Genomic DNA, 13420 nt, shown 5'->3' on the forward strand with positions numbered 1-13420 from the left:
CTGCCTGCCGGGCTTGGCGGCGCGCCCGATGTCGCTGCCGCTGGGTTCGCGACACGGACCGGATGGCCGCATCGCGCCGGAAGCAAAGATTGCTTCCAAGTGGGGCCGGGGCTGCCACAGAGCGTGGCCCTACCGGCTGACACCTGATCGCTCAGGCCTTGCCAAGTTAGGCCAGCACCGCCGCGTTTTCCAATACGGTTTTTCAATGGCGTTCCCGAGCTCCATTGGGGCGGCTCCTGGGCATGACGAAGAACATGACAGAAGGCAGGCACCGGCGCCATGCACCGACAAGCGGTTGCCGGGCTGAACGGCCGACCGGCCCGCTAGCAAAGTCATAGTGCCGGGACCCTTGTCGGTCGGTCCCCGACACGGCACGTCGGCCGCAGCCTACGGACCCCGGAGGTGCCTCAGCGGTAAAGTGAGGCCCTTGTTCCAACCCATTCGCATAAGGAATGAGCTAAACATCCTTGACCTGGCATTAGGCGGCTTCCTAGAATCCGCCGGTTCCTGGACCCCTAAGCGGCCGGAACGACCAGAAACCCGCTGCCGAACCCGGCGAGTCGGACCGTGACAGGCTCTCCATGCGAGAGCCTCCGAGCCGACAGCGTACCAATCCAAACGAGGAGCCGACGGTGAGTTCGCCCCTGGCGAACGAAACCACGCGGCACCCCGCGTAGAAAGGAAGTGCTATGACAGCGCTAGGAAAACTGGCCCGAGGCGTGCAGACGTTCTTCTGCGACATCGCCCAAGGCTTCTTCGAGATCACCCACAACGGCTTCGCCGTGGTGGGACTGGCCGTGGTGTTCTCCTGCCTCACCCTCGTCGCCCGGCCCGACCTGCGCCAGGCCGGCGAGTCCCAGCTGGTCGCGTGGCTGCACCAGCGGCAGGCGCAGCAACTGGGCGTGGTGCCCGAGCTCGATGCGATCGACCGGGCCACCGCGCTGAACCCCAAGGACCTGCCCAAGCAGCAGGCTGCCGTCGCGTACTGGCTCAGCAAGAAGTACCGCGTAGCGCCGGAGCCCCTGAGCGCCCTGGTAGCGGAAGCCTATGAGACCGGCAGTCGCGTCAAGATCGACCCCTTGCTGCTGCTGGCAGTGATGGCGGTGGAGTCCAGCTTCAATCCCTTTGCGCAGAGCCCGGTGGGCGCGCAGGGCCTCATGCAGGTCATGACCGGCGTGCACAGCGACAAGTACGAGAACTTCGGCGGCAAGCTCGCCGCCTTCGACCCGGTCACGAACCTGCGGGTCGGGGCCAAGGTGCTGCAGGAATGCATACAGCGCGCCGGCTCCACGCAGGCCGGACTGAAGTTCTACGTCGGTGCCGCCCTGCTGTCCGAAGACGGCGGATACGCCGAGAAGGTGATGGCCGAGCACGCGCGCCTGCAGGCCGTCGCCGCCGGCAAGGCGGTGCCGCTGGCGCCGCCGCAACCGCTGCGCACCGCGACCCCGGTGGATGCCATGCGTCCCGGCAAGCCGGACGAGACGACTCCCGCGGTCTGAGCCGGCCCTGCGTTAAACTTCCTACCGTACGCGACTGGCGATAGGCGTGCGGCCCGGGCGGCCGGCGCTGACGTGGAGATCACAACCACTGGGGAGCGTACCGCGGATATACCCACCGGCGGCCAGCGGCCGCTGCGATGCGACGCTCGCGCCGGATCGCGACGGCGGCCGTACTCGCGTCCCGCCGTTCGCCTGGGCAGCCCTCGTCAGCCGACAGGGAACCTTAGGACTGCCATGTACGACCGCAACATCCTCATCCAACAGACCGACCCCGAAATCTGGTCCGCCATCCAGGCCGAGAACCGCCGCCAGGAAGAGCACATCGAACTGATCGCAAGCGAGAACTACGCCTCGCCCGCGGTGATGGCGGCGCAGGGTACGCAACTCACGAACAAGTACGCCGAGGGTTACCCCGGCAAGCGCTACTACGGCGGTTGCGAGTACGTGGACATCGTCGAGCAGCTCGCGATCGACCGCATCAAGCAGCTGTTCGGAGCCGCGGCGGCCAACGTGCAGCCGCATTCGGGCGCGCAGGCCAACGAGGCGGTGTTCCTCGCCTTCCTGAAGCCGGGCGACACCATCATGGGCATGAGCCTGGCCGAGGGCGGCCACCTCACGCACGGCATGGCGCTGAACATGTCGGGCAAGTGGTTCAACGTCGTGAGCTACGGCCTGAACAAGGACGAAGCGATCGACTACGAGGCAATGGAACGCAAGGCGCGCGAGCACAAGCCGAAGCTGATCATCGCGGGCGCCTCCGCCTATTCGCTGCACATCGACTTCGCCCGCTTCGCGCGGGTCGCCAAGGAAGTCGGCGCGATCCTCATGGTCGACATGGCGCACTACGCCGGCCTGATCGCGGCCGGCGTCTATCCCAACCCCGTGCCGCACGCCGACGTCGTGACCTCCACCACGCACAAGAGCCTGCGCGGCCCGCGCGGCGGCTTCATCCTGATGAAGCCCGAGCACGAGAAGGCGATCAACAGCGCCATCTTCCCCGGCCTGCAAGGCGGCCCGCTGATGCACGTGATCGCGGCGAAGGCCGTCGCCTTCAAGGAAGCGCTGGCGCCCGAGTTCAAGGCCTACCAGCAGCAGGTGGTGAAGAACGCGCAGATGGTGGCCGAGACGCTCACGCAGCGCGGCCTGCGCATCGTCAGCGGCGGCACCCAGAGCCACGTGATGCTGGTGGACCTGCGTCCCAAGGGCATCACCGGCAAGGAAGCCGAAGCCGTGCTGGGCGACGCGCACATGACCATCAACAAGAACGCGATTCCCAACGACCCCGAGAAGCCGATGGTCACCAGCGGCGTGCGCGTCGGCACGCCGGCCATGACCACGCGCGGCTTCAGGGAAGAAGAGGCGCGCCTGACCGCCAACCTCGTGGCGGACGTGCTGGACAACCCGCGCGACCCGGCCAACATCGCGAAGGTGCGCGAGCAGGTCAACGCCCTGACGCGCCGCTTCCCGGTCTACAAATAGGCCCGCCGCGATGAAATGCCCGTTCTGCGGCCATGCCGACACCCAGGTGGTGGAGACGCGGATGGCCGAGGACGGCGATTTCATCCGTCGCCGGCGCCAGTGCGCCCATTGCGAGAAGCGGTTCACGACGTACGAGCGCCCCGACGTCACGTTTCCGGCCGTCGTCAAGAAGGACGGCCGGCGCATCGAGTACGAGCGCGCGAAGCTGCTCGGCTCGCTGAACCTGGCGCTGCGCAAGCGCCCGGTCAGCACGGAGCAGATCGACAGTGCCGTCGAGCGCATCGAGGAAAAGCTGCTGAACCTGGGCGTGCGCGAGATCCCGAGTTCGCGCATCGGCGAGCTCGTGATGCGCGAGCTCAAGAAGCTGGACAAGGTCGCCTACGTCCGCTTCGCCAGCGTGTACCGCAGCTTCGAGGACGTCGACGAATTCAAGACGGTGGTCGACGAGATCCGGCGCTAGGAGCCTGCGCGGCGCAGCCTCCTAGGCGCAGGTGGCGGCGGTCGCCCGCTGCATGCGCGGCCGCCCCATCGCATTGATCACCACCTCTCGCGACGGCGTCGGCGCGCCGGAGAAGCGACACACGACCACCGTGCCCGCCTGGAAAGCGCCGGTGCGCGACTTGGTGCCGCCCATAGGCGTGTACGAGATGTAGTCGGCCACGCTCTGGTTGCCGCGCACGCGGAGTCCGGGGCGGAGCGCCTCGCGGCGGCGGACGACCTCCTCGCCCGGGTCCGCCTTGCCGTTGTTGTTGATGTCGTGAAAGACCACCCAACCCTGCTCCCAGCCGCCCTGGTCGTTGCAGGTCGCGCCGTCGCCTGACTTGCACAGGGCCACCCGGCCGTTGCGCTTGATCGCTTCGACGCGTGCGAATTGCAGGTCCGAATAGAACTCCTGCGACGCGGCCGCCAGGTCGACCGCCTGCATCCAGTCCTGCGCGGCGGGGAGCGCGAACTGCAGGCTTCCGGCCAGGATGGCCAGCGTGACCACCGATTCGACGAGCGAGACACCGTGCTGTTTCATGCTCCGCACGGTAGGCGGGTGCGGCGCGGGTTCACAGCAAGCAATGCGTGTCGCCGGAGTGATCCAGCACCAACGCGCCTGTGCGAGTCAGTGCGGCGCCGCGGACGCCCCTTCGGCTGCCGCGCCGGCGCCGGGCCGCAGGCACTCGGTCGGCGCGGTGTCGAGCGCCCCGGCATCGTCGAAACACAGGCGCGCCTGCAACAGCGAGGGCACGGGCTTGCCGTCCTGGAGTGCCGGCGTGAACCGCACACTGGCCAGTGCCTGTTCGAGCAGGCCGGCGACTTCGTCGCTGATCTCGTTGCGCTTCACGAAGGCCTTCTCGACGCTTCCGTCTGCCGCGATCCACACGCTGGACTGGAGGCGTCGACCCGCGACCTTGCGCCCCACGTCCCCGAGTTCGGGACGGGACAGCGGCGTCGGGGGCGCGTCCATCGTTTGGACGGCGGAGAAGGCACGCTCCCGCTGTGACAGCTTCAGCGCCGCCGCTGTGCGCTCCCACACACGGGCGACTTGCGCCGTGGGCGGTGCTGCAGCCGCCGCCAGCCGGGTGGCGCCGCTGACTGCCGCCGGTGCTTCGGTCGCAGCGCGCCCGGCCAGTTGCCTGGCGCTGGGCGTCACCGTCGGTTGGCGTTGCATCGTCGGCGCCGCCGCCGGGCGTGCCCGCTGCGCGTCTGGTGCGGGCGATGGCGGCGCAAAGACGGCCGCCGTGAGAGTGACGGTGAGCACCGGCGCGTGCGCACCGCCTTCGTGCTTCGCCGAGCCCGCGCAGAGGAGGAGGACATGGGCGAGCAGCGAGATCGCGAAGGCGGGCAGCAGCGATCGCACGGGGCCGGGCGGCCACTGCGCCGGCGTGTCGCTCGAACCGCCGCAACTACCGAGACGAGCTGTGTGTGCCACCCCTGAATCCCCTGCGCGCGCTCCGTCCGTCCGTCAGGCACCCCGACCCTCTGATCGAATGCGTTTGGAAACGTTTTGGATTACAACATATGCTCCGCGCAAATCGGCATCGAACAGCAACATGCGTCGCGGTACCGGGAGGAGCATGAAGACCAGGTCGGCGGGGTTCACCCTCATCGAAATCATGATCGCCATCGCGGTCGTGGCGATCCTTGCCGCGGTGGGACTGCCCTCGTACCGCAACTACACCCTGCGCGGAAAGATCCCGGAGGCGACGGGCAACCTGGCGGCCATGCGGGTGAAGCTGGAGCAGTTCTACCAGGACAACCGGACCTACGCGCCGGCCACCGCCGGTTGCGTCACGGACTCGACGACCAGCAAGTACTTCGACTTCACGACCTGCAGCGGCGGAGCGGAAACGCGCACCGCCACCGGGTACACGCTGTTCGCGATCGGCAAGGCTTCGATGGCGGGGTTCAGCTACTCGGTGGACCAGACCAATGCCAAGTCGTCGACCGTCACCGGCGTGTCCGGCTGGACGGGCAACGGCAGCTGCTGGGTGACTCGCACCGGAGGCGAGTGTTGAGCGGGCGGCCGCGCCAGCACGGCATGAGCATCGTCGAAGTGACGATCGCCATCTCGCTGGCGGCGGTGCTGATGGCGGTCGCTGCGCCCTCGCTGGTCACGGGGAACCAGAATCGCCAGGTCCGCAACGCCGCCGGTGCGCTGCAGAACGGCCTGACCATGGCGCGCACCGAAGCATTGCGCCGCAACCGCAACGTGAAGTTCAGCCTCGTGTCGCCGCAGGGCAGTTGGTCGGTCGGGTGCGAGACGCCGGATGCGACCGTCGTCAACGGCGAGGTGAGTTGCCCGGACGTGATCCGCACCCGCAACTCCGGCGACGGCTCCGGCCTGGCGCGCATCGACCTGGTCGAAGTCGTCTCCACCGGCGCGTCGGCAGGCAGCACTGCATTCAGCGCCAGCGGCAACCTGACCTTCACGCCCATGGGCCGCGTGAGCACCTCCGGGATCGCGCCCACCCTGGGCAACGGCAACACCGCGGTGTACGCGGTGAGCCGGCCTGGCGGCACCTGCGCCAGCGCCGGCGGCGAGATCCGCTGCCTGGAGATCCACGTCACCGCCGCCGGACAGATCCGCACGTGCGATCCCGCCGTCACGCACGCCAGCGATCCCCGCGCCTGCTAGGAGCATCGCCATGGCCGCCGCCGGAAGCTTCCACCCGAGTGCCGCGGCGCCGCGCCGGCAGCGCGGCATGATGCTCATCGAAGCGCTCATCGCGCTGCTGATCTTCTCGATCGGCATCCTCGGCATCATCGGCCTGCAGGCATCGGCAGTGCAGCAGTCCACCGACGCGAGGAACCGGGCCGAGGCGGCGTACCTGGCCGACCAGCTGATGGGACGGATGTGGGTCGACAACCGCAATGTTGCCAACCTGCAGGCCAAGTACCAGAGCTGCGGCAGTTCCTGCATCGGTTACTGGGCGTGGTACGGGACCGTGAAGGCGACCCTGCCCGGCGTCGCGGACAACGTCGCGGACACCCAGCCCCAGGTTTCCGTCGACGGCGCGGGCATCGTGACCATCTCGCTGTTCTGGCGCGCTACCAGCGATAGCGCGACCACGCCACCGCACCGCTACGACATCCAGGCGCAGATCGCCCAATGAGCACGCCCGCCCTGCCCTCGCCGCGTGCCGAGCACGGCTTCTCGCTGATCGAGGTGCTGATCGGGCTGCTGATCGCGATGACCGGCGTCGTGATCATGATGGAGGTGCTCATCACCTCGGAGCAGCGCTCGCGCACCACCAGCGGCGGCAACGACGCGACGAGCAGCGGCGCGGTCATGCTGCACCTGCTGCAGCGCGACCTGCTGCAGGCCGGCTACGGGATCAACTCGCTCGGCCTGCTCGGATGCAGGCTGACGCTGCCGAACGGCAAGGTCGTGCCCATGGCGCCGGTCGTGATCTACCCGGCGGCCGACCCGAGCACCGTCGTGCCGCCCGGCGATCCCAACACCGACCGCCTGCTGGTCTTCTACGGCAACGACAGCGGCCAGCCCGAAGGCAACACGGTCTATTCGGTGGCGGGCTCCGTCTACACGGTGCAGGCGCCCACCGCCTTCAACCTGAAGGACTACGTGGTGGCCTGGCCCGGCTCCTGCGCGGCCAACCTGGTCCTGGCCAGGATCACGGCGGTCTCCGCGCTGGACGTGACCGTGAGCGCCGCGACCGCGGGCGCCACCGCGCTCTACAACATGGGACAGGCGCCGCGCATCGTCGCTTATGCAGTGCGCAATGGCGCCCTCGCGTCGTGCGACTACATGGCCTCGGACTGCACCAACACCAGCGCGGCGAACTGGACGGCCATCAGCGGCAACATCGTCAGCCTGCGGGCGCAGTACGGACGCGACACCACGGCGCCCGGCATGGACGGCGTCGTCGACCAGTGGGATCAGGCGACGCCTGCCGACGCCTGCCACTGGGCGCGCACGACCGCCGTCCGCTTCGCGCTGGTGGCGCGCAACACGCAGTACGAGAGCGCGCTCAACGCCTCCGGGCAGCGCGTGTGCGACCAGGTCACGGCCGCGGCGCCGGCCTGGTCGGGATCCACTGCCACCGCTCCGGACCAGGCGCTGGCGATCGACGTCAGCCGCAACCCGGACAACTCCAGCAACACCGACTGGCAGTGCTACCGCTACCGGACCTTCGAGAACATTGCGCCCTCGCGCAACCTCGTCTGGATGGGAACGCAAGCAGGATGCTGAAGCGCCACTTCTCCCCTGCGCGCCTCGTGCGCGCTGCAACGCAGCGAGGCATGGTCCTGCTGGTCGCCCTCATCGTGCTCGTGGCCTTGATGATTGCCGGCGTGGCGATGATCCGCTCGGTCGATACGGCCACGCTGGTCTCGGGCAACATCGCTTTCGAGCAGGCCGCCACGTATGCCGCGGACAAGGGCATCGAACAGGCACTGAGCATGCTCATCGACAAGCAAAGCGCCGGTGCGCTGGACACGAACGACCCGAGCAACGGGTACTACGCCTCCCTGCGCTCCACGGACAACCCGAGCGGCTCGCAGACCTGGCAGGCCTTCTGGGACGCCAACTACAACGCCAACAACTCGGTCGTCCTGCCGACCGACCAGTTCGCCAACACGGTCTCGTACGTGGTGCACCGCGAGTGCGCCAACGCGAAGCCGCCGGGCTCCGGCGGCTTCTGCGTGGCGTCGCCCAAGGTCACCAAGAGTTCGGGCAATGCGCAGGAAGCGGGCGAGGTCGAACTGCAGGCTGCCTCGCAGATCTACTACCGGATCACCGTTCGGGTGTCGGGTCCGAGAAGGACGGAAAGCTATGTCCAAGCCCATGTCGCCCTGTGATCGCGGCCGCGCCCTGCGCCGGCGAGCGAGCCGTCACGGCGCCGGCGCGGTCGCAGCGCTCGCCCTGCTCGCGGCGGCCGCGCCCGGGACGGGGCGGTCCGCCACGACCCAGCTTTCTCCGGTGCCCCTGCCCACCTACACCGTGGGGTCGACGGTCTACATCCGCCCGAACTTCCTGATGGTGCTGGACGACTCCGGGTCCATGGCGTGGGACTACCTGCCGGACTGGGCGAACGACGTCCCGGACAACTACAAGGCCCCGAGCACCGGCGACGCCGGCGCCGACGTGACGTGGAGCGGCACGCCCCTGCCCGCCTTCCTGTACTTCAATGCATCGTTCAACGGGCTCGCCTACAACCCGGCCCTCACCTACCTGCCGCCGACGATGTTCACCAGCAGCGGCGCGAAGGACACGACGAGCTATCCGAGCATGACCTCGGCGAGGACGTCCGGCTGGACCGCCGTGCCGAACGACGGTTACAAGGTCCAGAGCACCAGCACCGCCAACCTGGTGGACAACCGCAACGCTTTCTTCTACACGACGCAGGCAGGCGAGTACTGCGACTCTCCCGCGCTCACCAACTGCCAGGCCGCAACGGCGCCGGCCGGCAAGTTCGCCTACCCGGCCCCACTGCGCTGGTGCAGCGACCAGCAGTTGACGAACTGCCGCGGCCTGCAGAGCACCACGTACAAGTATCCCCGCATGCCGGCGCCGCGCATCGTGACATTGGCCATTGCCAGCACGAACAACTCCGGTGCGATCAGCTCGATCACCGTCGACGGCAAGCAGATCCTGTCCGCCCCGGCAACCTCGGGCAACTCCAGTTCCACGCCCACGCTGGCGGCCAACATCGCCACGCAAATCAACAACTGCCGCTACGTGCTGCCCGCCAACACCGCGTGCACCGCGGTCGGCTATTCCGCCGTCGCGACCGGCAGCACGGTCACGATCTACGCCCCCGGCGTACCCACCGCGGCGCCGACGTTCACCACGGGCGGCACCGTGTCGGCCAGCTTTTCCAGCGGCGGCTTCGCCCGCGCGGCCATCCCGCTGCCGGACTACTTGGCCACCGGCGCGGCGCGCAGCGCCAGCGTGGTCCCGGGCGAGAACCTGCGCACCGCGATCAGCTCCTCGGTCTCCAGCTACCCTTATCCGGGAACCACCGCGAAGGCGTCCAGCCGCACGGATTGCGCCGGCACCACCTGCACGCGCGACGAGGAACTCACCAACTATGCGAACTGGTGGGCCTACTACCGCACGCGCATGCAGATGATGAAGTCGGCGACCTCGCGGGCCTTCGGTGCGCTGGACACCGACGCCGATATCGCCGCGGGCACCACGCGTTACCGCGTGGGCTACCTCACGATCAACAACAACACCGGCGCCGACTTCGTGAACGTCACGGATTTCACCGGGCCGCAGAAGTTCACCTGGTTCACGCAGCTGTTCAAGGCCAACCCCGGCAGCAACACCCCGCTGCGCTCCGCGCTCGCGCAGGCCGGCCAGTACTACGGCGGCGTGCTCACGGGCGCATTCCGCGGCACGACCGCCGTCGACCCGCTGCAGTACTCCTGCCAGAAGAACTACACGATCCTGTCCACCGACGGCTACTGGAACACCAACACCGACGCGCCGAACAAGGGCGTGGGCAGCAAGCTCGATGGCAAGACCATGGTGGGCAACCAGGACGGCATGCTGGCCCGCCCGTACAACGACGGCGCGGTCACGCAGCCGCAGACGCGCACCAGCACGCTGCAGCAGCGCAAGCAGACGCAGTCCGCGCAGAAGGGCACGTTGCAGCAGCGCAGGAGCCAGTTGCAGATGCGGACCGGGCAGTTGCAGGTCGCCACCAGCAACGACAAGGGCAGCACCTGGACGGCGTGGCAGAACACCACCTCCTGCACCTGGGACACCTCCAGCAGGACCCGCACCCGCTGCCAGTACGTGAGCTGGACGGCCTGGACCGGGACGCCCTCCTGCAGCCCGAACCACAACACGAGCAGCGCCGACGGCACGGTGTGGACCGGCCCCGGCGTGGACTGCCAGCAGATGGAGATCGCGGCGTGGGCCAACGCGTCGTCCTGCACGCCGGCCGGACCGGACTCCAGGGGCAACATCACGGAATGCCAGTACGCGTTCGCAAGCGCCGCGCCCACCGCCACCTGCGCGCCCGCGTATACCAGCGGCGACTACAGCAACGCCACCGTGTATGCGAACTGCACGCAGGGCTCGAACCAGAGCTGGACCAACGTGAGTTCCTGCACGGCGACCAGCCCGGCGTCGAACGGCACCTACACCGCATGCCAGTACAGCGCATGGACGAACTGGGCCAACGCTTCGTCGTGCTCGCCGGCCCCGCGCAGCACGGGCCCGAACTACACGATCGCCACCGCGCGAGAGTGCAACACCGTCGCTTCGGGCGGCACGTCGGACACGCTCGCGGACGTCGCCGCCTACTACTACAACACCGACCTGCGCGACGCGACCCAGGCCGCCCCGGACGCGACCGGCTCCTGCACCGCGGCCAATGGCAGCACCGACCTGTGCACGAACAACGTGCCGGCCTTCGGCCGCGACGTCAACCCGAAGCAGCACATGACCACCCACACGCTGGGCCTGGGCGCGACCGGGATGATGGTGTTCTCGCCCTACCAGAACGACCTGGCCGGCAACCGCATCTACGTCCCCGACTACTGGCAGCAGCCCTCGGGCGACTTCTACGACGTGGCGAACGGCAGCACGGCCAACCCGGCCTCGGGCATCTGCCCGTGGCAGGCTTCGGGCACGACCTGCACGTGGCCGACGCCGGCCAGCGACTCGCCGGCGAACATCGACGACCTGTGGCACGCAGCCGTCAACGGACACGGCACCTACTTCAGCGCCGCGGACCCGGCGGCCGTGTCCAACGCCCTCGCGAACGTGCTCTCCCAGATCGCCAACACGCCCAACCCCGGCACCGCGGCGGCCGCGGCGAGCTCGAACCCCAACGTCACGAGCAGCGACAACTACGTGTTCAGCTCCTCGTACAAGTCGGTCGACTGGTTCGGCGAACTGATCATGCAGCAGTTCAACGCCGACGGAACGCTCACGCCGCAGCAGTGGTCGGCGATGCGGCTGCTCGATTGCGCGACGACGCCGTGGGCGGGCACGCACAGCTATGCCGTGGGTGACGTGTTCAACCAGGGCGGCACCTGCTACCTGGTCACCAACGCCTACACCTCCGGCTCGGCCTTCTCCACCACGATCGATGCCGGCAACTCCGCGGCCCTGACGGGCACGCCGGTCACGCGCACCATCTACACCGTCGGCGCGTCCGGGCTGGTCAACTTCACCTGGCCCACCCTCACCGCGGCGCAGCAGGCCTACTTCAGCACGCCGTACATCAATGCCGGTGCCGCGACCGGCGGCCTGAGCCAGTTCTGCTCGTCGGGCACCACCTGCCTGAGCAGCACCGCCCAGGCCGCGGCGTCGGGGCAGGCGCTGGTGAACTACCTGCGCGGCGACCGGACGAACGAGACGGGCTACTTCCGCACCCGCGCGCACATCCTCGGCGACATCGTTTCCTCGGAAGCACGCTACGTGAAGGTGCCGCAGCAGAACTACCTGGATGCCAACTACTCCGCCTTCCAGGCCGCGATGGCGAACCGCGCGGCCACGGTGTACGTCGGCGCCAACGACGGCATGCTGCACGCGTTCGACGCCCTTACCGGCATGGAGCGCTGGGCCTTCGTGCCGAGCGCGGTGCTGCCGAACCTCTACCACCTGGCGGACATGAACTACGGCAACCAGCACCTGTACTTCGTGGACGGCACTCCGGAGGTCGGCGACATCTGCCCGAACGCGCCGTCGACGACCTGTACCGCCGGCCAGTGGAAGACCATCCTGGTCGGCGGCCTGAACCAGGGCGGCAAATCCTTCTACGCGCTGGACGTCACCGACCCGGCCGCCCCGAAGTACCTGTGGGAGTTCACGAACACCAACCTGGGCTACACGTACGGCAACCCGCGCATCGGCAAGCTGGCGGACGGGACCTGGGTGGTGGTCGTGAGCTCGGGCTACAACAATGCCGACGGCCTGGGTCACGTGTACGTGCTGAACGCCAACACGGGGGCGCTGATCCGCGACATCGCCGACACGGCCGGCTCGCCGGGCAGCCCGAGCGGCCTCGCGCGCATCGCGGCGCGCGCCACCACGGCTTCCACCAACAACGTCATCGAACAGGTGTACGGCGGCGACCTGCTGGGCAACGTCTGGCGCTTCGACATCAACGACAGGATAGGCACGCCGGGCTACGACGCGCAGCTGCTGGTGAACCTGCAGGACCCCAGCGGCAATCCCCAGCCGATCACCGCCAAGCCCACGGTGGCCACGACACCCAACAACTTCCCGCTGGTGATGATCGGCACGGGCCGCTACCTGGGCGTGTCCGACCTGGCGGACACCAGCACGTACAGCATGTACGGGATCAAGGACCCGCTGACCGGCAGCACGGGGGCGCTCCTGGTCACGCCGCGCGCGAACAACAGCAACTTCGTGCACCAGACCCTGACCAGCACGACCTGCCCGAGCGACGCACCGTCCACGATCTGCACCCAGGGACAGGTCGTGCGAACCTCGTCGTCGCTGCCGGTGGACTGGGGCGTCAGGAACGGCTGGTACCTGGACTTCCCGATCGCGGGCGAGCGCTCCGTCACCGACTCCACGCTGGCCCTGGGCACGCTCGTGTTCACCACGGTCAAGCCGCAGTCCGCGACCGCAGACCAGATCCAGGGCTGCAACGGGGCCGACACCGCCATCAACGCCAAGTCCTACCTTTACTACCTGGACTACCTGAGCGGCGGCGCGGTCGCCGGCACGAAGAACGTCATGGGCGAAGAGCTGTGCACCTGCATCGCGACGCGCCCGTCGGTGGTGAAGACGCAGAGCGGCAACGTCGAGGGCATCATCCGCACCTCGGGCGGCGGCAGCACGGCCCTTGACAGCGGCGGTGTCGTCGGCGGCTCCACGGACCTGGGCTACACGCAGCGCCAGGACCTGCCGTACAACAACAGCGGCTCCAGTCCCCGCCGGCTCTCCTGGCGCGAGCTGAACGGCCAATAATCGCCGTATCGTGGCCCGGCGCGTGGACCCTGCG

11 protein-coding genes are annotated in these 13420 nt (G+C 68.4%); 9 read left to right on the forward strand and 2 right to left on the reverse strand.

All coding sequences use genetic code 11. The annotated features are described in order from the left end of the window. The first annotated feature begins 689 nt into the window (after window positions 1-689). The 3 genes from JJB11_RS20440 to nrdR all read left to right on the forward strand — a co-directional run bounded on the left by JJB11_RS20440 (window position 690) and on the right by nrdR (window position 3438). A complete protein-coding gene (locus JJB11_RS20440) occupies window positions 690-1499 on the forward strand; it encodes a lytic transglycosylase domain-containing protein (RefSeq protein ID WP_201175861.1) in 810 nt (269 codons plus the stop codon). A gap of 234 nt (window positions 1500-1733) precedes the next feature. Then, window positions 1734-2978 carry a serine hydroxymethyltransferase gene (gene glyA / locus JJB11_RS20445; protein ID WP_201175863.1) on the forward strand — a complete coding sequence of 415 codons (1245 nt, stop codon included), beginning with the start codon at window positions 1734-1736 and terminating at the stop codon, window positions 2976-2978. A gap of 10 nt (window positions 2979-2988) precedes the next feature. Then, window positions 2989-3438 (forward strand): transcriptional regulator NrdR, encoded by a 450-nt coding sequence (nrdR, locus tag JJB11_RS20450; RefSeq protein ID WP_201175865.1) that lies wholly within the window; start codon window positions 2989-2991, stop codon window positions 3436-3438. A gap of 21 nt (window positions 3439-3459) precedes the next feature. Here nrdR and JJB11_RS20455 read toward each other — a convergent pair whose 3' ends face one another. After that, the gene (locus JJB11_RS20455) at window positions 3460-3999 is read right to left on the reverse strand and encodes a GspH/FimT family pseudopilin (protein ID WP_201175873.1); all 540 of its coding nucleotides are present in this window, start codon (window positions 3997-3999) and stop codon (window positions 3460-3462) included. 87 nt (window positions 4000-4086) lie between these two features. Beyond that, window positions 4087-4824, reverse strand: coding sequence for an energy transducer TonB (locus JJB11_RS20460; protein WP_201175875.1), 738 nt, complete (start codon window positions 4822-4824; stop codon window positions 4087-4089). Between the two features lie 217 nt (window positions 4825-5041). On the opposite strand from JJB11_RS20460, the gene JJB11_RS20465 reads away from it, so the two are divergent. From JJB11_RS20465 to JJB11_RS20490, 6 genes are read left to right on the forward strand one after another with little or no spacing between them, the layout of a single operon-like run. Next, a complete protein-coding gene (locus tag JJB11_RS20465; protein WP_201175877.1) occupies window positions 5042-5482 on the forward strand; it encodes a type IV pilin protein in 441 nt (146 codons plus the stop codon). Continuing rightward, the gene (locus JJB11_RS20470; protein WP_340643167.1) at window positions 5476-6102 is read left to right on the forward strand and encodes a GspH/FimT family pseudopilin; all 627 of its coding nucleotides are present in this window, start codon (window positions 5476-5478) and stop codon (window positions 6100-6102) included. The genes JJB11_RS20465 and JJB11_RS20470 overlap by 7 nt, the downstream gene beginning before the upstream one ends. A gap of 10 nt (window positions 6103-6112) precedes the next feature. Then, a complete protein-coding gene (gene pilV, locus JJB11_RS20475; RefSeq protein ID WP_201175879.1) occupies window positions 6113-6580 on the forward strand; it encodes a type IV pilus modification protein PilV in 468 nt (155 codons plus the stop codon). Continuing rightward, on the forward strand, window positions 6577-7677 hold the full coding sequence (locus JJB11_RS20480) for a PilW family protein (RefSeq protein ID WP_201175881.1): 1101 nt from the start codon (window positions 6577-6579) through the stop codon (window positions 7675-7677). The genes pilV and JJB11_RS20480 overlap by 4 nt, the downstream gene beginning before the upstream one ends. Next, window positions 7671-8285 carry a pilus assembly PilX family protein gene (locus tag JJB11_RS20485; RefSeq protein ID WP_201175883.1) on the forward strand — a complete coding sequence of 205 codons (615 nt, stop codon included), beginning with the start codon at window positions 7671-7673 and terminating at the stop codon, window positions 8283-8285. The genes JJB11_RS20480 and JJB11_RS20485 overlap by 7 nt, the downstream gene beginning before the upstream one ends. Beyond that, complete coding sequence (locus JJB11_RS20490) at window positions 8260-13386, forward strand: pilus assembly protein (protein ID WP_201175885.1); 5127 nt, start codon at window positions 8260-8262, stop codon at window positions 13384-13386. The genes JJB11_RS20485 and JJB11_RS20490 overlap by 26 nt, the downstream gene beginning before the upstream one ends. Window positions 13387-13420: the final 34 nt, after the last annotated feature.

Origin of the sequence: Ramlibacter ginsenosidimutans, assembly GCF_016654015.1 — a bacterium.
GTDB lineage: Bacteria > Pseudomonadota > Gammaproteobacteria > Burkholderiales > Burkholderiaceae_C > Ramlibacter > Ramlibacter ginsenosidimutans.